The organism is Klebsiella indica (assembly GCF_005860775.1).
Classification (GTDB): Bacteria; Pseudomonadota; Gammaproteobacteria; order Enterobacterales; family Enterobacteriaceae; genus Klebsiella; species Klebsiella indica.
Genome location: NZ_VCHQ01000041.1, coordinates 1 through 19,698, shown reverse-complemented (window position 1 = coordinate 19,698; position 19,698 = coordinate 1). Strand labels below are relative to the sequence as shown.

At 49.2% G+C, this 19,698-nt stretch carries 19 protein-coding genes and 4 pseudogenes; 10 read left to right on the top strand and 13 right to left on the bottom strand.

Annotated features, from left to right (window positions below; all coding sequences use genetic code 11):
- Positions 1-282: transposase (locus FE839_RS23730; protein ID WP_171034955.1), on the bottom strand; the 282-nt coding region annotated here is incomplete at its 3' end.
- 78 nt (positions 283-360) lie between these two features.
- On the opposite strand from FE839_RS23730, the pseudogene FE839_RS23725 reads away from it, so the two are divergent.
- The 6 genes and pseudogenes from FE839_RS23725 to fucO form a co-directional block, all read left to right on the top strand.
- Positions 361-465, top strand: a pseudogene (locus FE839_RS23725) (L-fuculose-phosphate aldolase); the annotation flags it as partial.
- Between the two features lie 149 nt (positions 466-614).
- The gene (fucP, locus tag FE839_RS23720; protein WP_138363183.1) at positions 615-1,913 is read left to right on the top strand and encodes an L-fucose:H+ symporter permease; all 1,299 of its coding nucleotides are present in this window, start codon (positions 615-617) and stop codon (positions 1,911-1,913) included.
- 38 nt (positions 1,914-1,951) lie between these two features.
- The gene (locus FE839_RS23715) at positions 1,952-2,299 is read left to right on the top strand and encodes a cupin domain-containing protein (protein ID WP_138363182.1); all 348 of its coding nucleotides are present in this window, start codon (positions 1,952-1,954) and stop codon (positions 2,297-2,299) included.
- Between the two features lie 55 nt (positions 2,300-2,354).
- Complete coding sequence (iolG, locus tag FE839_RS23710; RefSeq protein ID WP_138363181.1) at positions 2,355-3,380, top strand: inositol 2-dehydrogenase; 1,026 nt, start codon at positions 2,355-2,357, stop codon at positions 3,378-3,380.
- A 412-nt stretch (positions 3,381-3,792) separates the two neighbouring features.
- Positions 3,793-4,440, top strand: coding sequence for an L-fuculose-phosphate aldolase (gene fucA / locus FE839_RS23705; RefSeq protein ID WP_138363180.1), 648 nt, complete (start codon positions 3,793-3,795; stop codon positions 4,438-4,440).
- 28 nt (positions 4,441-4,468) lie between these two features.
- A pseudogene (fucO, locus tag FE839_RS23700) lies at positions 4,469-5,618 on the top strand (lactaldehyde reductase).
- 462 nt (positions 5,619-6,080) lie between these two features.
- Here fucO and FE839_RS23695 read toward each other — a convergent pair.
- The 3 genes from FE839_RS23695 to FE839_RS23685 are packed head-to-tail and all read right to left on the bottom strand — an operon-like array spanning position 6,081 to position 8,574.
- Entirely contained in the window at positions 6,081-6,497 is a 417-nt protein-coding gene (locus FE839_RS23695) for a cupin domain-containing protein (protein WP_138363179.1), read from the bottom strand.
- Positions 6,498-6,515: 18 nt separating this feature from the next.
- The gene (locus tag FE839_RS23690; protein WP_138363178.1) at positions 6,516-7,346 is read right to left on the bottom strand and encodes a phosphoenolpyruvate hydrolase family protein; all 831 of its coding nucleotides are present in this window, start codon (positions 7,344-7,346) and stop codon (positions 6,516-6,518) included.
- Entirely contained in the window at positions 7,336-8,574 is a 1,239-nt protein-coding gene (locus FE839_RS23685) for a Tm-1-like ATP-binding domain-containing protein (protein ID WP_138363177.1), read from the bottom strand. The genes FE839_RS23690 and FE839_RS23685 overlap by 11 nt, the downstream gene beginning before the upstream one ends.
- A gap of 214 nt (positions 8,575-8,788) precedes the next feature.
- Between FE839_RS23685 and FE839_RS23680 the strand changes: the two genes are divergently transcribed.
- Complete coding sequence (locus FE839_RS23680; protein WP_138363176.1) at positions 8,789-9,406, top strand: TetR/AcrR family transcriptional regulator; 618 nt, start codon at positions 8,789-8,791, stop codon at positions 9,404-9,406.
- Between the two features lie 62 nt (positions 9,407-9,468).
- Here the strand turns inward: FE839_RS23680 and FE839_RS23675 are convergent, their stop codons facing one another.
- The 5 genes and pseudogenes from FE839_RS23675 to FE839_RS25180 all read right to left on the bottom strand — a co-directional run.
- Positions 9,469-10,113: an L-fuculose-phosphate aldolase gene (locus FE839_RS23675; RefSeq protein WP_138363175.1), complete on the bottom strand. Its 645-nt coding sequence runs from the start codon at positions 10,111-10,113 to the stop codon at positions 9,469-9,471.
- Positions 10,110-11,351, bottom strand: a complete 1,242-nt coding sequence (locus FE839_RS23670) for a Tm-1-like ATP-binding domain-containing protein (protein ID WP_138363174.1) — start codon at positions 11,349-11,351, stop codon at positions 10,110-10,112. The genes FE839_RS23675 and FE839_RS23670 overlap by 4 nt, the downstream gene beginning before the upstream one ends.
- A gap of 14 nt (positions 11,352-11,365) precedes the next feature.
- Positions 11,366-12,229 (bottom strand): phosphoenolpyruvate hydrolase family protein, encoded by an 864-nt coding sequence (locus tag FE839_RS23665; protein WP_138363173.1) that lies wholly within the window; start codon positions 12,227-12,229, stop codon positions 11,366-11,368.
- Positions 12,230-12,249: 20 nt separating this feature from the next.
- Positions 12,250-12,957, bottom strand: coding sequence for an alpha/beta fold hydrolase (locus FE839_RS23660; RefSeq protein WP_171034954.1), 708 nt, complete (start codon positions 12,955-12,957; stop codon positions 12,250-12,252).
- A 611-nt stretch (positions 12,958-13,568) separates the two neighbouring features.
- Positions 13,569-13,697: pseudogene (locus tag FE839_RS25180) on the bottom strand (IS3 family transposase); the annotation flags it as partial.
- A 128-nt stretch (positions 13,698-13,825) separates the two neighbouring features.
- Here FE839_RS25180 and FE839_RS23650 point away from each other — a divergent pair.
- Positions 13,826-14,671: a sugar phosphate isomerase/epimerase family protein gene (locus FE839_RS23650; protein ID WP_138363171.1), complete on the top strand. Its 846-nt coding sequence runs from the start codon at positions 13,826-13,828 to the stop codon at positions 14,669-14,671.
- Positions 14,672-14,766: 95 nt separating this feature from the next.
- Positions 14,767-15,555: an AraC family transcriptional regulator gene (locus FE839_RS23645; protein ID WP_138363170.1), complete on the top strand. Its 789-nt coding sequence runs from the start codon at positions 14,767-14,769 to the stop codon at positions 15,553-15,555.
- A 479-nt stretch (positions 15,556-16,034) separates the two neighbouring features.
- Here FE839_RS23645 and FE839_RS23640 read toward each other — a convergent pair whose 3' ends face one another.
- The 3 genes from FE839_RS23640 to FE839_RS23630 form a co-directional block, all read right to left on the bottom strand.
- Positions 16,035-17,570 carry an IS3 family transposase gene (locus FE839_RS23640; protein WP_138363184.1) on the bottom strand — a complete coding sequence of 512 codons (1,536 nt, stop codon included), beginning with the start codon at positions 17,568-17,570 and terminating at the stop codon, positions 16,035-16,037.
- 3 nt (positions 17,571-17,573) lie between these two features.
- The gene (locus FE839_RS23635; RefSeq protein ID WP_138363169.1) at positions 17,574-17,909 is read right to left on the bottom strand and encodes a hypothetical protein; all 336 of its coding nucleotides are present in this window, start codon (positions 17,907-17,909) and stop codon (positions 17,574-17,576) included.
- A 175-nt stretch (positions 17,910-18,084) separates the two neighbouring features.
- On the bottom strand, positions 18,085-18,294 hold the full coding sequence (locus FE839_RS23630; RefSeq protein WP_138363168.1) for a hypothetical protein: 210 nt from the start codon (positions 18,292-18,294) through the stop codon (positions 18,085-18,087).
- 379 nt (positions 18,295-18,673) lie between these two features.
- On the opposite strand from FE839_RS23630, the gene FE839_RS23625 reads away from it, so the two are divergent.
- On the top strand, positions 18,674-18,862 hold the full coding sequence (locus tag FE839_RS23625; RefSeq protein ID WP_138363167.1) for a ribbon-helix-helix domain-containing protein: 189 nt from the start codon (positions 18,674-18,676) through the stop codon (positions 18,860-18,862).
- A gap of 374 nt (positions 18,863-19,236) precedes the next feature.
- Here FE839_RS23625 and FE839_RS25175 read toward each other — a convergent pair.
- Positions 19,237-19,698, bottom strand: a pseudogene (locus FE839_RS25175) (transposase domain-containing protein); the annotation flags it as partial.

Here is a 19,698-nt window from a genome sequence, read left to right as displayed (position 1 = left end):
GGTGTAATCCGGGCAGCGCAAAGGAATGCCCATCAGGGCAAAAATGGAATCAATAAAGCCCTGTGCAGCCCGCAGGGTCAGCCGGAAAACGCGCTTAACGACCAGAACGGTAGTGATGGCAAGGTCTGAATAACGCAGAGGTCTGCCTCGTGATGAGGGCGTTGCTGATTCGTACCACGCCTGAATGGCTTCGTCGTCCAGCCAGAAAGTGACGGAGCCGCGATGAATGAGGGCCTTGTTATAGGCCTTCCAGTTGGTGATTTTGTACTTCTGCTTTGCCACGGTGTTGTCTGTATTATCAGGATAATGCGTGATCTGATCCTGCCGCTTGGCAAAAGTTCGATTTATTCAACAAAGCCCTTACAGACATTAATGATTGTTGATCCCGTTCCTACATTAGACGATGAATCTATGACAGTCGTATTGGAGAAATTCAAAACATATGGATTGAAAATTGAAGAATAATCATGAAAAAGAGGGTACTTAAACTTTGACAAAATCAAATAATTGCTTTCAGAAATGACATTATCGAAACTTTCTGGGTTAATTCGATAATGGATGATAATACATCCTATTTTTGATAGGTACTACAAGATAACTAAGGAATCTTACAAATGTCAACGATATCGAGTCACAGTGTCATTACAAAGCAATATCGTCTATATTTTATATTGCTTGTATTTTGCTTTATGTTGTGGGGTACTATAAACTCCATGACTGACAGTTTGACACCTGCTTTCGCTAAAATTTTTATGATTAAGGCAGTTGATTCTTCACTGGTCCAAGTATTTTTCTATGGTTCTTATGCCTTTTTGGCAATACCTGCAGCAATCATAATAAGAAAGTATTCATACAGAGCAGGCGTTCTCGTCGGATTAGGGCTTTATATAATCGGCGCATCTGGTTATATACCAGCAGCTTTATTGCAAAATTATCATGTTTTTCTTATTTCAATATTCATTCTTGCCGGTGGGTGTGCAATCCTAGAAACAGCTTGTGACCCTTTTGTGTTATATTTAGGTAGTCAGGAAACCAGTGTGAGAAGACTCAATCTCGCACAAGCATTCAATCCGATGGGTGGTATAATTGGTGTGTTTTTTGCCAAATATGTTATTCTATCACATCTCAATCCAGCGACTTTGGACGAACGGTTCAAAATGACTGCGCAGGAATTAAGTAGCATACGTACTACTGAACTGTTTTGGGTTTGTGTTCCTTACGTTGGATTGATTGTCCTGTCGTTGTTAGTTTGGTTTTTGTTCTTAAGAAGCAAATTCAAGGAAAAGGAAGATGAAGTAGGGATGCCAGCAAAGGTTGCCTTGAAAAGGCTTTTTCATAATAAAAGATATATGTTTGGCCTGCTATCTCAATTTATGTATGTCGGAGCACAAACCGCAGTATGGACCTGGACAATTAAATATATTATGGAAGCAAGGGGCTTGATTGAAGCTGATGCTGCCGATATTTTTGTTGCTTCAATGATTCTTTTTATTCTATTCCGTTGGCTTTGTACCTATCTGATGAAATTTTTTGCCCCTGTCAAAATTATGATGGTATTCGCTTTTTTGGCGATTATCTTTAGCTTGTTTACCGTCTATTTGCCAGGCGCGATCTCTGAGTATTTTCTTATAGCAATATCGGCTTGTATGTCATTGATGTTCCCGACCATATATGGCTTGGCTTTGCGTAATATGGGACAAGAAGTGAAATTCGGGGCCGCAGGATTAGTTATGTGCGTGGTTGGTGGTGCCATTATTACACCTATTATGGGATGGTTTGTTGATACCGGTGCTCTAAATTTCATGGTAACGGGATATAGGGTTGCTGAAGCGTCGATCAGAACTGCTTTCTTTTTGCCAATTGTTTGCTTTGTTATTATATTAATCTATTCTGTTAGCTTTAGAAAAAGTTGAGTCAGAAAGTGTTTTTGAATAACGACTGAGGTATTTAAATGAAACTTAATACACCTACACGCATCGTTGAAGAGAGTAGAGTAGGCAAAGGGAAGATAATACTAGATAGTATTGACTTGCCAGAAAACTTGAAGAAGATTTGTAAATCTTTTTCCGTCGTAGTATTAGCGCCTGGTTGTGCACCTGGGTTCCATTCTCATGTTGAAGAAAGTGATATTTATCACATACTGAGAGGATCTGGAATATACAATGATAACGGAAATATATTTCCCATAAAGTCCGGGGATACATTGATTTGCAGCAGTGGTGAGGGACATGATATTGAAAATACATCTGATGATGAACTCGTTTTCATAGCGTTAGAGCTATACAATCCCAGATCATGAAAATGTTGTGTCTGGTATTCAATCAGTTAGCTGTCTGTCCTGAAATGAGGTTATTATGATTAAGGTCGGTATAATAGGTATAGGGCGCATTGGTCGTATACATGGCGAGAGTATTGTTAGATTCGTCAAAGGGGCTGAAGTTAAAGCGATTGCCGATAATTTCATTGATGTGAATGGTAAAGAGTGGGCGCACTCTCTCGGCATTAAAAATATTTACACTGATTATAAAAAATTATTACTTGACGAAGAGATCGATGCCGTGATGATTTGTTCGCCCACTGAAACTCATTCAAGACTGTCCATTGAAAGTATTGCGGCGAGGAAACACGTTTTTTGTGAGAAGCCGGTTGATCTGGATGTTTTCAAAATCAACAGTGTCAGAGAGGCCCTTAAAGGAACCAACCTGAAATATCAGGTTGGCTTTATGAGAAGATTTGATCATAACTTTAAGTCGATAAAAAATGCTATAAGTTCCGGTAAGATAGGAAGTCAAAGGATACTTAAACTTACGTCTCGTGATCCTGCACCGCCCTCTCTTGCATATCTTGAGAAATCAGGGGGGCTTTTTTTGGACATGACGATACATGATTTTGATGCTATCCGTTTTCTTTCAGGAAGTGAAGTTATTGAAGTTTTCGCACAAGGCGCTGTCATGACAACCCCCTCGATTAAAGAGGTAGGAGATATAGATACCGGTGTGGTCATCCTGAAATTATCTAATGGGGCTACCGCTATCGTCGATAATTGTCGGCAAACGGCATATGGTTATGATCAGCGTGCAGAGGTTTTTGGCGAAAGAGGGTGTGTGGCAATCGACAATGATACCTTTAGTAGTTCGATGCTGAGTGATTCCAATGGTGTTCATTTGGAAAAACCACTTGATTTCTTTCTCGAACGCTATAAAAACGCTTACATAGAAGAAATTCATTCATTTATTCATTCTATTGAAAGTGGTGATAACCCTGAGGTTAGCGTCGAAGATGGTTTGGAGGCCGTCATGATCAGCTTGTCTGCTCAAAAATCGTTAAAAGAAAACCGCCCTGTTAAAATCGAGGAAGTCAGAAAAGAATTCAAATGCTGAAAATCAAGAAGAATAGGATGCTCTCTTTGTTCTCCGAAGAATAATTCTATTGTTTATTATTAAGCATTCGTTGATTGATATTATTTTTTTGAACGATTTTCGGGGGGTGTAGGTATATTTAAATAAAAACATAACATTATGTTTCAATTTTTTCAATGTTATGAGARTTCCTAATGAGGGGGTGATTTTTATATAAATATAGAAAGTCGCGTATACCCAAGAAAACTATTGCCAATTAAGGTAATCTTTTTTGTTAGGAATTTTTTACGGGACTGTATGTTGATATTCGATATACAGAGATAAATTTTTCTTCCACAATACCCAATTGGTAGCTTTTGGTGAATAACAATATTGGGCATAAGTTTACCAATGCGTGGTTGTGCGGATAGGTTATCATACAGAGAGGCAAATAATGGAAAGAGCAATCCTGGCGCAGCAGATTATCGATACCTGCCTCGCCATGACCCGCCTCGGGTTGAATCAGGGGACGGCGGGCAATGTCAGCGTCCGCTATCGGGATGGGATGCTGATTACGCCGACCGGCATTCCTTATGAAAAACTGACCGAATCGCATATCGTGTATATCGATACCGATGGCCGGCACGAAGAGGGAAAACTGCCATCCAGCGAATGGCGATTTCATATGGCCGCCTATCAGACCCGGCCGGACGCCCATGCGGTCATTCACAACCATGCCGTGCATTGCACCGCCGTTTCCATCCTCAACCGCCCCATTCCGGCCATTCACTATATGATTGCGGCGGCCGGCGGCAACTCCATTCCCTGCGCCCCCTACGCCACCTTCGGGACCCGTGAGCTCTCGGTGCAGGTCGCGGCGGCGTTAAAACATCGCAAGGCCACCCTCTTGCAGCATCATGGCTATATCGGCTGCGAAACCAATTTGGAAAAAGCCCTGTGGCTGGCGCAAGAGGTGGAAGTCCTGGCGCAGCTTTATCTCACGACGCTGACGATTCAGGACCCGGTCCCGGTATTGGATGATGAATCCATCGCCATTGTGCTGGAAAAGTTCAAAACCTACGGTTTGCGAATTGAGGAATAGCCGCAAGGACCGATGACAGGAGAAAACAATGGCTAACAGAATGATCCTTAATGAAACGGCCTGGTTCGGCCGCGGCGCGGTGGCGTCGCTGGCCGATGAGGTCATAAAGACGGGGTTATGGCAAGGCGCTGATTGTAACCGATAAAAATCTCATGGCCTGCGGCGTGGCGGCCAAGGTCACCGACCGGCTGGATGAGGCCGGACTGGCCTGGGACAGTTTTACCGGCGTGGTGCCGAACCCTACCATTGCCGTGGTGCGCGAAGGGCTGGCGGCGTTCGGGAAAAGCGGCGCGGACTATCTGATCGCCATCGGCGGCGGTTCGCCCCAAGACACCTGTAAGGCAATCGGTATCATCCACAATAATCCCGAGTTCTCCGATGTGCGAAGCCTGGAGGGGCTGTCGCCCACCCGCCGGCCCAGCGTACCGATTATGGCGGTGCCGACCACGGCGGGCACTGCGGCGGAGGTTACCATCAATTACGTGATCACCGATGAGGAGCGCCGCCGTAAATTCGTCTGCGTCGATCCCCATGATATCCCGGCCGCCGCGTTCATCGACGCCGATATGATGGACGGCATGCCGCCGGCGTTGAAAGCCGCCACCGGCGTGGACGCCCTGACCCACGCCATTGAGGGTTACATCACCCGCGGCGCCTGGGCACTAACCGATGCACTGCACATTAAGGCCGTTGAGATTATCGCCGGCGCGCTGCGTGGTTCGGTGGCCGGCGATAAGAACGCCGGCGAGGCCATGGCTCTGGGCCAATACGTGGCCGGCATGGGTTTTTCCAATGTCGGGCTTGGACTGGTGCACGGTATGGCGCATCCGCTGGGGGCGTTTTACGATACCCCTCACGGTGTGGCCAACGCCATTCTGCTGCCTTATGTGATGCGCTACAACGCCGCCGATACCGGCGAGAAATTTCGCGATATCGCCCGCGCGATGGGTGTTTTTGTGGAGCATCTGAGTCTGGAGCACGCCCGCGGCGCGGCCGTGCAAACGGTGTTTGACCTCAATCGCGATGTGGGGATCCCGGAGAACCTGCGAACGGTAGGGGTGCGGGAGGCGGATATTCCGGCGCTGGCCCAGGCGGCTTTGGCGGATGTCTGTACCGGCGGCAATCCGCGGGATGCCAGCCTGGAGGATATCGAGGCATTATACCGCCAGGCATGGTAAGTCGTAAGGGAATGGCGGAGGCGTCCGCGTATGTCTTGACGGCACGGCACCGCAAGGACACGCTCGGCGAGCTCCGCCAGCGGGTGGGCGGGTTAGATGGCCACTGCAACTAAAGTGTTTTTGTACGTGCGGCAAATACCGTCTTATTTAATGAGCAAGGACAGGTCGGCGCCAGACCATTAAATTTTTTCCTCGAACGGTATAAAAATGCCTACATTGATGAGATTTCTACATTCATTAATTGTATCAGGCAAGATAGCTAGCTGCGGGTAACCATTTATGATGGTCTGGAGGCGGTCATCATCGCTCTGGATACGCAGAAATCCCTGGCCGATAATATGCCAGTTACTCTGACGGTTTTTCGCAACACTTGGTTTGCCTCGTCAGTGAGTTTTTGTATTGTCGGCTGTTTAACCGTGTTGCAGCGGGGGCGTGGAACGTCGTCCCCGCTGTGTCGGCTGATTAGCGATTACGGCGAACTAAATGTACGACCTCTTCTGGCGAGATTGCCGCGAAGTCCGGCAGCCCGGTCAGGACCTGTTCCGGGCCGCCTGGATTATAGATAGCGATAAAGCGTAGTGGCGCCCAGCCGGTATTGACGGTGGCATGGTAGATCCCGGCCGGGATGTGCAAACTGTCTCCCGCGCTGATGGTGAAGGGCGTGTTGTCGTCCACCATCTGCTGTCCCTCGCCGGAAAGAATGTAAAGCACTTCTTCGGACTCCGGGTGATTATGACGGGCGTGCGCTTCGCCGGGTAACAAAACAACTTCGCCGACGGTGAACGTCGCGCCCGGGGTCTGATGCGGTGCAACCAGCCATTTTATAATGCCCCAGTCAAATGAATGGGTTTCCAGCGTCCGGGGATCGATTTTTTCCATAGGTGACTCCTCAGGTGATTAACGACATATCTGTTTAAACTGACGCGTGGTTTCCGTTAACGCGATTTCTGTCGGCAGGCGTTCCATCGAGCTGGCACCATAAAAACCGTTCACCAGCGGGCAGTGACGAATGATATAGGCTGCGTCATCCGGCGTGGCGATAGGGCCACCATGACAGAGGATAATGACATCGTTGCGAATCGCTCTGGCGGCAGTGGCCCAGTCATTAATCATGGAGACGCAATCGTCCAGCGTGGTGGCGGTTTCTGCTCCGATGTTTCCGCCCGTGGTCAGCCCCATATGCGGAACCAGGATATCCGCACCGGCCTCGGTCATGGCGATGGCATCTTCTTTACTGAAGACATAAGGCGTTGTCAGTAGCCCTTTTTGGTGAGCCAGGCGGATCATGTCCACTTCCAGCGCATAACCCATGCCGGTTTCTTCCAGATTCTGGCGAAACTTCCCGTCGATCAGCCCGACCGTCGGGAAGTTTTGCACACCGGAAAACCCTTTGCGGATTAACTCATCGAGGAAGCTGTCGAACTGACAGAAGGGGTCGGTGCCATTGACTCCGGCCAGTACTGGTGTGGATTTGACCACCGGGATGACTTCCTTCGCCATATCGAGAACGATTTCGTTGGCATTACCATAAGCCAGTAATCCGGCCAGCGAACCACGTCCCGCCATGCGATAACGGCCTGAGTTGTAAATCACAATCAGATCAATGCCGCCGGCTTCTTCACATTTGGCTGATAACCCGGTGCCTGCACCACCGCCAATGATGGGCTCCTGACGGGCAATCATCTGGCGGAATCGGGTAAGCAATTCAGTTCTGCTGTTATTTTTCATAGAGGGTTCCTGTTTGTAAAAGAGTCTTCATTTCGTGGACGGCGGCGGCGGCGAACAGGGCACTATTGATGTGGTGGTCAAGTTTTATTACCCGGCGGGTCGCCGATGGCTGGAAATAGTGCTCAAAACTTTCAATAAACGCCTGGTCGGCGGCGGGGGACCAGAATTCCTGGCCTTCTTCATCCAGGGCTGAGAAACCGCGCAGCGGTATCAGGAAGCAGATTTCTCCCTGGCAACGGTTGAGTTTCTCTGCGATCCAGCGCCCCATAATGGTGTTCTCTTCCGGCGTGGTCCGCATCAGCGTAACCTGCGCATTATGCCTGACGAACTGGCGCTGACGGTATTTTTCCGGGATCTTTTCGAAAGCGCCGAAGTTGACCATATCCAACGCGCCGCATGAACCGATCCAGGGAATGGATTGTTGCGCCACCACATCCAGACGTTCAGGTGAACAGGCCAGTACGCCGTCAAATAGCAGATCGCAAATTTCGGTGAGGGTGATATCCATCATCCCGTTCAGTAATCCCTGACGGGCCAGTTTTTCCATCGCGTTACCGCCGCTGCCAGTGGCATGGAATACCAGACTGTCATACTCCTCGCCCAGCAGCGTACTGATTTGCTGAACGGCAGGTGTGGTCACGCCAAACATGGTGAGCGCCAGCGCGGGCTTATCTTCAACAACATCCTGATGTGTAAACGTCATGGCACCGGCGATTTGTGCCGCTGCATTGGTGAGAATTTTTCGTGAAATACGATTGATGCCCGCCACATCGGTGACCGAGTAGAGCATGGCGATATCACTGGCGCCGATATAACCGGAAATATCCCCGGATGCCATGGTCGACACCATTAATTTGGGGATGCCGATGGCCAGTTCCTGCATGGCGGGCGTAATAAGAGCCGTGCCGCCGGAACCGCCTAAACCGAGCAGGGCGCCGACATCGTCGCGAGTTGCCAGAAAACAGCGAAAAGCCACGGACATCGCCTCAATCGCTTTTCCCCGGTCGCCGCAAAAAACCGCATCCGGTCCCTGAGGATGATGGCAAGCGATATCCATGGGGGTGAAATCAACGAGGTTTGGCGCGGTATAGGGTTGGGTGGAGAGATCCACGGTTTTAGTTGGTACACCGGCACTGCGGATCAGACCGCTGACAAACTGCAATTCGCGGCCCTTGGTATCAGCTGTTGTGGCGATCCAGGCCGCTTTTGTTAAGGTACTCGGCGTCATGAGAGCACTCCTGTAAGGTTGTTATTATCAGTGATGTTGCGAGGTTGTACAGCTCAATCATTTGGCTTTTCTCTGCTTATGACAAGCGGGATAACTCCATTTTGGTACTTTAGTCCCAAAATTTTGGTACTTTAGTCTTATTTTTTCTTGTCGGTTGTTTTTTGTCGGTTGCAGCGGGTATTCTGCTGACCTCTGCTAAATTCTGAGGCTGGTTATGAGCGATAAAGTCATTTATGTTTCCCGTAAACAGATGAAAACCAGAGCGTTGATGGTGGAACAGGCGATGGCGTTATTTGCCCAGGGGCTGGAGCCAGGGGTTGCTGAAGTGGCGGAAAAAGCCGGTGTTTCGCGTTCGACGGCTTACCGTTATTTCCCGACCCGCAATGCGCTGGTGATGGCGATGGTCGAAGAGAGCCTCGGGCCGGTAATGAACTGGCAGCCTGCGCAACAATGCGCCGATGAACGGGTTTGTTCGCTGCTGGCGTTTGCCTGGCCACGTATCTTTATGCATGAAGGCGTTTTAAGAGCCGCTCTCAAAGTGTCGCTGGAACAGTGGGCTGAATCCCGTAAAGAGGGGGGAACAGAACAGATGTTCACTCGCGGTAACCGGCTGCGTTTATTAACGAAAGCGTTGCAACCCCTCGAATCCCGGTTAGCGCCGGAAAAAATGCAAATGTTATTAAACGCACTGGCTGTTATTTATGGCACTGAATCTTTGGTGGTATTAAAAGATATTGCCCATTGTTCCGATGATGATGTGATGGACATTACCGAATGGATGGCGATGGCAATGCTGGAGAAAGCGTTGCGCGAAAATTCAGAGGGCGATTGATGAGTTGACGAATCGCGATATTCGTAACAGGCTACCCCATTCAGGCAGCCTGTCGTCCGGCTTTACGCTGTTCGCAGGCCGTAATTTTTAAATTTTTCCAGCACTAATGTGATTTCTTCATCCGACAGGGTGGGTGCCGGATCCTGTAACGCCAGAACCGCCAGATAAAGCCTGGCCAGCACTTCGACCTCCTGGGCCAGCCACAGTGCTTTCGCCAGGTTTACCTCACACACCAGAACGCCATGATGCTGCATCAGGATTGCCTTACGATTTTTCAGCGCCCGGGCGGCATTATCCGCCAGTTGCGATGTGCCAAAGGTGGCATAGGGCGCGCAGGGTATATCATTACCACCAGCAGCAGAGATCATATAGTGAATCGCCGGGATTGGGCGGTTGAGAATAGCCAGCGCGGTAGCATGGACCGCGTGATTGTGAACGACGGCATGCCCATCGGGCCGGGCCAGATAAGCCGCCTGATGAAAACGCCATTCGCTGGAAGGACATTTCCCCGCTTCGGCTTTTCCTTCCCTGTCGACAAAGACGATATGATCTTCGGTTAACTGGTGATAAGGGATACCGCTGGGTGTAATGAGCATCCCGTCGTGATAGCGGACACTGACATTACCGGAAGTCCCCTGATTGATCCCCAGACGACTCATTTCCAGACAGGTATCAATAATCTGGCGGGCCAGTATATGTCTGTTCATCGTTCGGTTCCTTGTTGAATCATCGTGTGGAGTTGGGTTACCGCTTCATGAATAAACGCCGGGTCTTCCGCATTGGCATCGATTTCCACATAGCGAATCTGTTTGGGAAGTAAATCGCGTATGGCTGTAAGCAACTGCTCATCTGCCTGCTGATCATATAATTCCCCGCCCTGAGCCGAATAACAGGATACGCCCCGAAGCGGCATAAGAAACAGAGTATTCTCCCGGGCTTCGGCTAACCGGCCAGCGATTTCGGCAACAATTTTACAGGTTTCTTCCTTATTGGGACGGGGGACCAGAATATAGGGATTGTGGTAACTGTAGCGGTGATGGCGATATTTTTCCGGTACGGTATCAGGATGGGTCAGTTGGATCCCCAGATGGTCAATGCCTCCCGGCGTCACCACCTGGGGTATCCCAAGACGGCTGGTAACACGTAAACGTTCCTCATTCGCCGCACGTAACCCGCCATATACAGCGTCGGCAATATCGCCCAGCCCATAATCGAAGACGCCACTGACCAGGCCGTCTTTGACCAGTTGTTCCATGGCCTGGCCGCCTGCCCCTACGGCATGGAAGACAATCGTTTCATAACCCAGAGCGTCAAATTCCGCGATTGCCCGCATAGCGCCTTGTGTCAGGACGCCAAGGTTGGTCATGGCAATCATTGGTCGCGAGTTTTGCTGGTCGACAATACCCTGCGGACGCCAGCACAGAGCCATGCCCCAGGCAGCACCCGCCGCATTGGACAGGATCTGGCGTAACAGTGGGTTAAGGCCGAGAATATCCCCGACAGAAAACATCATGGTAATGTCTTTGATCCCGACATAAGACGATGTATCACCGGATGCCAGGGTCGAGATAATGATTTTAGGAAATCCATAAGGTAATGTTTGCAATACGCGCGCGGTATTATTGGTGCCCTGAGTACCGCCCATACAGATAATGCTGTGTATTTGCTGACGGGAGATCAGATCCTCGACAATGTATGTAGCACCGCGCACCATCACCGCAGATGCGTCGGTGCGGTTAGGGTTAATGCGCAGTTTACCGAGCGTGACGCCGCCCGCGCTGGCGACCATCGTGTTGGTAAAATCGGTACCCTGCGGGCTGTCTCCGATCACGCCGATATCAATTAAAATCGCCTGGCCGCCCAGACGGTTAATTTCATCTTTCAGATAGTTAACTTCAGCGCCTTTGGTATCCAGCGTACTGAGGATGGCAATAGTTTTGTTCATAACAACGCCTCCGATTAGGATCTGGAAAAGCGCAGACGGGTAAATTCCTGCGCTGCCGTCATCACCGCGCGTTCAATCGGCAAGCGTTCGGTTGAAGAACCCGTCCAGAAACCGTGGCCAGAAGTATGATCCAGCATGTACTGGGCGTCAGCCGGATTTTCCATTGCCGCACCGTGGGCGACCAGAATAGCGCTCGGATGGACATTACGGACCATTTGATAAACGTCTTCGGTTATCCTGGCGGTTTGTTCGATGGTGGAGCCGTTGTCATAGCCGGTTAGCCCACCTTTTGTCGTACCGGCATGAAAACAAAATATATCGGGTTGCGCCTGTTCAGCGATGGCGGCGGCATCTTCAACGGTGAAGGCCAGGCCGATGGTGACCATTCCCGCCTTTTCACGGGCGTAACGCAACATCTCAATTTCGTTCTCAAGCGTAATTCCGGCGGAATGCAGTACCCGGTAGATCTCGCTGTCTTTGTCGACATAGCTGATTGAAGGGCCAATATTAGAAACCGCCATCACTCCCATACGTTTGCAATCTTCCAGGACCATCGCCATATCTTTCAGTGGATCGTTAGCATTGAGACAGGCGCAGACAAAACTCTGGCCTTTCAGGGCAGGCATAATATCTTCACGGGTGTAGTTCATGGTCTGGGTATTACTGTCCAGAATCGGCCACATCATTGACATGGTCCCCATACCATTGGCACGCAGACGGGCTCCGGAAAACGTGTTGATACAATCCACGCCGGCCGTTTCTAACAGGCTGGCCACCAGGCCGCTTCCCGCAGAAGCGATCATGATGGGCTGTCGACAGGCGATTTTATTTTGTAGTTTACTGATGATGTGTTCTCGGGTAAGACGTTTCGTTAACATGGAAATGAGCTCCTTAATTATCAGGCTAAAAAAGCCTGAATTTGCGTCAATAGTGCCTGACTGTGTGCTTTGGGTGCGAGATAACGAGATGGCACCTGATGATAACGGGCGCCTGGTAATAGTGTCGCCAGTGTCCGGGCCAGCGCGACAGGATGTAATGGATCGTCTTCGTTACCGATAACCAGTGCGGGGTGTGGCAATGTCGCCAGGATATCGATAGTGTTTATTGGCCTGTCGGCAACCATGGCGGGTAAGATACGGGCGGATGAAACCGCCTGTGCCCGGGTCAGCGCGCCGTGAATAGAACTGGCTGCACCGGGATTGTTCGCGACAATTCTGATGAATTCCGGATCGCTCTCCAGCCGACACCTGGCATATTCGGGACCACTGGCCAGCCAGCGCCCGATTCGGGCAATGATGTCCAGATGAGGAGAGGCGGGTTCAGCTAGCCAGGCCGGGCGAACCAACAGTAAACCTGATACGCGTTGAGGCGCACGTTGACTAGCGCACAGCGCAATACCCGCCCCCATGGAAATACCGCCGAGGCATACAGTGTCAATCGACAGATGTGCCATCAGGGCCAGCGCGATATCAGCATAGTAGGTAAAACCACACCCGCTGCCAGCGCTTTCGCCATGTCCCGGCATATCGACGACAATAATCCGGTGACCGGATAAACCCGCGAGAGTGGCCAAAGCCTGATGCCTGTCAGCCGCCAGTCCGTGCATAAACAGTAATGGGGCACCACGACCATAGCAGTCATACCTAATCGCACTATTTTGATAAGTAAAAAAAGACATCGTGGAATTGTAATAAATGGAAAGAACATCTCATCAATCCAGTTATTACTTGCCTCCTTTATTTTTTATGATGACAATAAGGATAGACTTACAATATTTTTTTACTTGTAGGAATGAGTCGTTTTTTATCACTATCTGGTCATTCTTATTTCTCAGGGTGGATTGACCCCTATATTTCCAGACACCTGTTATCACTTAACCCATATATGGACGCTCCGGGTGATGCAAGTACTGGTTCGATGCGGTTTACGACCATATATCCGGCGTCGTTAGTAGGTTCACTGACCTGCGCCATGATGTCACCCGAACCTTGTTTCCTAATTATTACTCCGGTATTTGATTACCCAAGTTAAGTTCAGGCGGTTAAACGCCGCAGCAATCAGGAGGCCTACGCCCGGGATTGTTAATAAATGAAGGTACACGGTCTGTTGTAATGACAACGCTGCAATTTCACTGTCCAGTCTGGCGACCAGTTCATTCAGCGCCTGCATATTTTCCAGCAATGAAGAGAGCAAATGGCGAAGAGTGAAGTTCAAATGCTCGAACGCATCTGCAAGGTGATCTTTCACGGCCACTCTGCAGGTATGTGCCCGTGTCGAGGGTGGTACGGCGGGTTTGTGCTCAAGCAGCAGCGCATTCTGGCGCATGATCATTGCGATGATTTGTGCGATGTATCACTAAATCCAACGGATAAGCGAATAGTGATAAAAAATAGACTAAATGTACAAGTCATTTTTATTGGTTATTCATATTTTACTTTTTATTCGTACTTATCAATCAAATGAGGGCAGTGATTATGCTATTGGGGATCAATTTATTATTGTGGACTACGCATGTCAGCGAAAAAGACTTGCCGTTACTGGAAAGATTAAAAAAGACAGGGTTTGATGGCGTGGAAATTCCAGTTTTCCATGGTGAGCCGGAAAAATACCAAAAAATTGGTCAGTGGTTACGGGAACTGGGGTTGCGGGTTACGGCCCTGGGCTTTATGCCCGGGGTTGAGTTCAGCTGTATTGCGGATGATGAGGCAACGCGCAAACGGGCATTAGAACATTTAAAATGGACTATTGATTGTGCCGGGGCGGCTGGCGGCGAAGTACTATGCGGGCCGTTGCATCAGCCAATGGGGGTATTCAGCGGTGCGCCCGTTACCAACAACGAGCTGGCGAGTCTGATTAGTGTGAGTCGGGAAGCAGCGCAATATGCGGCGACGAAAAATATCAAACTGGCGGTTGAACCTTTAAACCGGTTTGAATGTTATGTGCTGAACACTGTCGATGCGGCTGCGGAAGTTGTACGTGCTGTGGGTATGGAAAACTATGGTCTGTTATACGATACATTTCACCAGAATATTGAAGAAAAATCACCTGTTGGTTGTATTGCTCCAGCTATCAACCAGATCAATCATGTACATTTGTCAGAGAACGATCGTGGCACACCAGGCAAAGGCCATATTCCATGGCAGGAAACATTACGTGAGTTTAAGACTCAGGGGTATGAAGGGTGGTATGTTATTGAAGCATTTGATAAACCTATGCCGGAAATTGCTGCCGCGACCCGAGTATGGCGACCATTATCGCCTGCACAGGAAATTTATCAGTATGGTCATGATTTTTTGCGTCAGACTTATTATGAGGCGTAAATCACTTTTTATTCATTGAAAGTGGCGTAAACAGCCAGTTACTGGTATATCTGATAAGTATCTTTTTGATATAATCAGAATATGGAGGCAACGCAATGAATCTTAGCAATATGCCAGGGGAATTGACGTTGCTGCCATATAACTCGCCTGCTAACCTTCATGAGCTATTTGACTTTATTCCGAATATTTGTTTTTATCTTAAAGATGAACAAAGTAAATGGCGTAGTTGTAATCGGGCTGCACTTGATGTGATACACGCTTGTCAGCGGGCGGAAATTATTGGGCTTAATGAGCGTGATTTTTTCCCACGTGACGTGGCTACTGCGATTCTTGCCGATGATCGACATGTGATGCGCAGCGGCGAACATATTATCAATAAAATGGAGCTGATTGCAGGCGACAGGGGGCGGCTGTTCTGGGCCACAACAACTAAAATGCCTGCCTGCGATGAGCAGGGTAAAGTATGTGGTATTATGGGCATAACCCGGGTTCTGGAAGAGACTTGTCTGGTGCCAGACGGATATCATCAATTTTCCCCGGCTATACATTATGTTGAGGAGTACTTTGGTGAAACGATCAGTATCAGAAAAATGGCGCGTATGTGTTGCCTTTCTGAAAGTCAGTTTCGTAAAAGATTCCGCCTGATTTTCCGCGCTTCTCCTCAACAGTTTATTTTGCGTTTCCGGATGAAGATGGCCGCTAAAATGTTAGTGGAGAATACGCAGCCTATTGCGGATATCGCTCAGCGTTGTAGTTTTTGCGATCAAAGTTATTTCACACGCCAGTTTTCGCTCTTTTTTGGTGTCTCGCCTAAACGTTATCGGGAACGCTGGCTGGGGTGTTGTGCAAGCCTGCCGTCAATAGAGCTGGATGATTTTGCCTGAATGTCGATACAGGTAATTACAAACTCGCTTGACGTTTTCTGTATTCTATTCGTTAATTAGTGAAGATGGTATCGCAATAGACTGATAAGTCGAATCCTATAGACCCGTGATCATCGAAGATGCTTGATTTTCAGGCAACAGGAAATCATTCTGCTCATTATGAAAATATTCATCACTGACCAACAAAAAGCTGAACTTGAGCACCTTCACGATTCCAGTCGTGATAAGCGTGTGTTTAGTGTCTTGTTTATTCGACCACATCCCCCCTTATCCGGGCAGTCCGTTTACGGGCCGTAAGTAGCGAAGTCAGATGCAAATGTCAGATCGTATACGCCTGTTAGCCCCCTCTGTCAGGATAGTTGTCACCCTGTATTGAAAATCTGAATGGGGGTGATGGAGCCTGATATGAAACGTTATTCACCTGTTAGCGCCAATGATATAAGACGGTAATGGGGGGGCGGACGATTTCCTGTACTGTTTTAACATGTGATTCCAAGTTGTCGCCGGTACATTGCCGGGCTGACTGCACCCAGTGACAGTTTAATTCGTCGTTCGTTATACCATCTCATGTAAGCATCCACGTGTTGCATGAAGTTTTCTAGTGTTACGCCTGCCCACTCACGACCGTAGTACATTTCAGTTTTCAGCCGACCAAAGAACCCTTCGCATGCTGCATTATCCGGAGAACAGCCCTTGCGGGACATCGAGCGGATGAGACCTACTGCATTCACCCGCGCCAGCCAGCCGGGCCAGCGATAATGAGCACCTCTGTCGCTATGGATCACTGGCCGCTCTCCAGGCTTAAGTGTATTGATGGCTCCATCCAGCATTGTATTAACCAGCTCTGCATCTGGCCGGGTTCCAACCGACCAGCTCACCACCTTACCGTCGAAGCAGTCCACCACCGGTGACAACCACACCTTGCCAGCCGGAAGCTGGAACTCCGTTATATCTGTCAGCCATTTTTGATTAGGCTGCGCTGCGTTAAAATCTCTGGACAGAAGATTGTCGGGGGCGGTGCCGATTTCTCCGCAGTACGAGCTGTAGCGCCGGCGACGGGAACGACTGATGAACAATTGCTCTTCTGCCATCAGCCTGCGCACTACTTTTTCCGAGAGCAGCAGTCCTTCGTGCCGCAGCATGGCGTGGAGACGGCGATAGCCATAACAACGGTAGTTAGCGTTGAAGATCTCTGTCATTGTGGTACGTACGGTCGCGTATTTATCTCCCGCGAGCAGTGCTGACCGGTGATAAAAATAGCTGCTGCGCGCAAGCACAAGGACACTCAGCAACTCTGCCAACGAATACGAATCTCTCAGGGCATCAGCGATTTTTGTTTTTTCCCTATTGGTCAGGGTGTTGACGCTGATGCCCGGGTCTTTTTTTATTATTTCCTCAGCCTTTTTTAGGATATCCAGCTCCATCCGCTGACGGCGTATTTCCTGATTAAGTTGGGCTATTTCTTCACGCAGTGCGTCGCGTTCCTCCGAAAGGGAAGGCTCTTTGTGTTTGCGCATGGTCTGGTAAGCCTCGTCACCGATGATTTCATCTTTCCATTTGTACAAAACTGTGCGACTGACGCCAATGCTTCTGGCAATTTCACGGGCGGGCACATCTCGTGTACAAAGTTCCATGACTGCCTGACGTTTCACCCCTGGTTCAAAGGGAGCATTCTGATTGATCGTACTGGTGAAGATAAGTCGCCTGTCGGGGTGAAGTTCATCAATCCAGCGAACCAGTACCTCACTGCAGGGATACCCTAAAGTCCTGCTGGTAAATGCCAGGCAGCAGCCGTGGTTAAGATAATGTTCTACTGCGGCCTGCTTTTGCGCTTCAGAGTAACGGGGCTTACGACGAACATTTTCAGTAGCGCCACCACTCGCCTCCCATAAACGAATCCAGCGTCTGAGGTTTCTTTTAGAGGGATAACCCAGTTCACGAACCACGGGAGCAAGTTTTCTGCCATATTGAAAGTAAAGCTCAATAGCGCGAATCCGTTGTGCTTCAGTAAACATCATTTATCTCCTGAGAGTCCAGGAAATCGTCCGCACCCCCAAAACGGTCATAAATCTTGGCGTTGACACCAGACGATAAAGCTCATCATAACGAATGTCTTTATGGGACACTATCCAGTCTTTGACCGCCTGCTGCAATGCGTCGCTGGTCTGATTAAGGGCGATTAGGTCCGTGCTGCTTATCGGCAGCGGGGGAATGTTATCCGGCAAGTGATATAAACCGCAGCGCATCGCGATGGGCAAACCGGCCAGGTAAAAGGCGCCGACCACAACCGGCAGTAAGAGTGCGCCCAAGGCTATCCACAGCCCGAACCCGGGCCATAGCCATTGCAACGCCATGCCGACTATGACCAAACTCCCGCCCCAACAAGCAATCCCCACGCCAGGTATGGCCTATTGACGATGATTTGGGGTGTACGATGTTCATTTTCGCGAGTGATGACGTTCAAAACCATGCGTCGGATAAGCGTGACATCATTCGGTAATGACATGATTTTGGCCCTCCTTTATTTGTTCAAAAAAACGCGGCACTGTAAAGACCCTGCCAATAACGGAATCGTCGCCGGAAGTACGCACGCATGGCAGGCGGTTGCGCCAACTCCAGCTCGCTGATTTTATACGCCACTGCCCCGTCACGCTTGAGGCACATGGCATGAAAAGCAGCCATATCCGCGGCGATACGTTGCTGCTCTGTGACAGAAAGAGGGACAAAATTTTCCATCATGCCTATCCTGCGAGTTGCGGCGATGCGTAAACAGTGAACGAACGCAAGTGTCGTTTCAGTAAACAAGAGATGCCGGATAATACTTTTTCACCAGTGAAAAACTGCGCTCTCCTTCCAGGTTTGTAAAACGCCCTCACCACCAACATCAACGGGAAGAATACGATGTGGCTTCTCGCTTGCTGGAGATAGGTCACCTGCCAGACGCTAATTCGGGTAGGCGAGCGGTTTTCCCTTATGTGATGGCGCAAACGTTAACTTATTATTTTTCTGTCTATTTTTCCAAAATAGACACTATATAGTCATTATCTTAAACCAGTTTAAACTCTTTGATGGTCATTTACACTACCTTTTTGTGCTTATGGATGACTATGGTAGGTTTATGGCTGAGCCATTTTTGAAGAACAGAACCCGATTTACATCTTCACTGGACAACCGCCTTGTGCCGCTTTTCAATGCGTTAGCACAAAAGACGCGCATTCCCAAAAGTCGCTTATTGGACGAAGCCATTGAAGATTTATTAAAAAAACACGGCACGGTGAACGCATCAAAAGATAAAATGGATACTTAAATTCTCTATTCATGAAGGACACATAGAGCCATAAACCGTCGGTCTCGGCTCGATAACAATAGCCCTCCCCTTCATGATGATTGCACCCACTGGCTGTGATTAAACGGCTGAAGTTGCGTTAATGGGTTAAAATTGCTGGATTTGCCCTGTAAATCCAGGCCAGTTTCCCCGATTACGTTTATGTGACCCTCCGATGCCAGTATTCCTGTGATGAACGGTCCCCCAACGCACCGTGCAGATGTTCTTTATTATAATGCCCGCCGGAGAGCGCTAGATTTGCTACCACTATCCGGTTTCGGCATCCCGCCGAAAAGGGTTTATTGTCAAACTTGATATCAACAATAGTAAACGATAAGGGAGCGCCGTATTGACGGTTATTCAGAGGTGAGATCCACATTCCACGGCAGAAGTTCAGATACACGGTTCGAAGACCATTCCGGTAACACCGCCAGAATATGGCGAAGGTAAGCTTCCGGATCGACACCATTCAGCTTGCACGTACCGATAAGGCCATACAGCTGGGCTCCCCGTTCGCCACCATGATCACTGCCGAAGAACAGATAATTTTTTTTGCCCAGGCAGACCGTTCGCAAGGCTCGTTCCGCGATGTTATTGTGTGTGCCTTGCAAGGCACGATCTTTCCGTCGGTGAAAGTCCGACCCGGCTAACTCTCGCTCCGGCCGGAAGTACAGGGGGCGGTCCAGGAGGTAACAAATGGGCTGAAGCTCTCCCTGAAACGGCTTCTTAAGGAAGTCAACGGGTTATGCGGGCCGTAACGTGAGTGAACACTGAGCAGGCCTCGAAATGCCGTCGTGGGTGCCGACACGCCATAATAA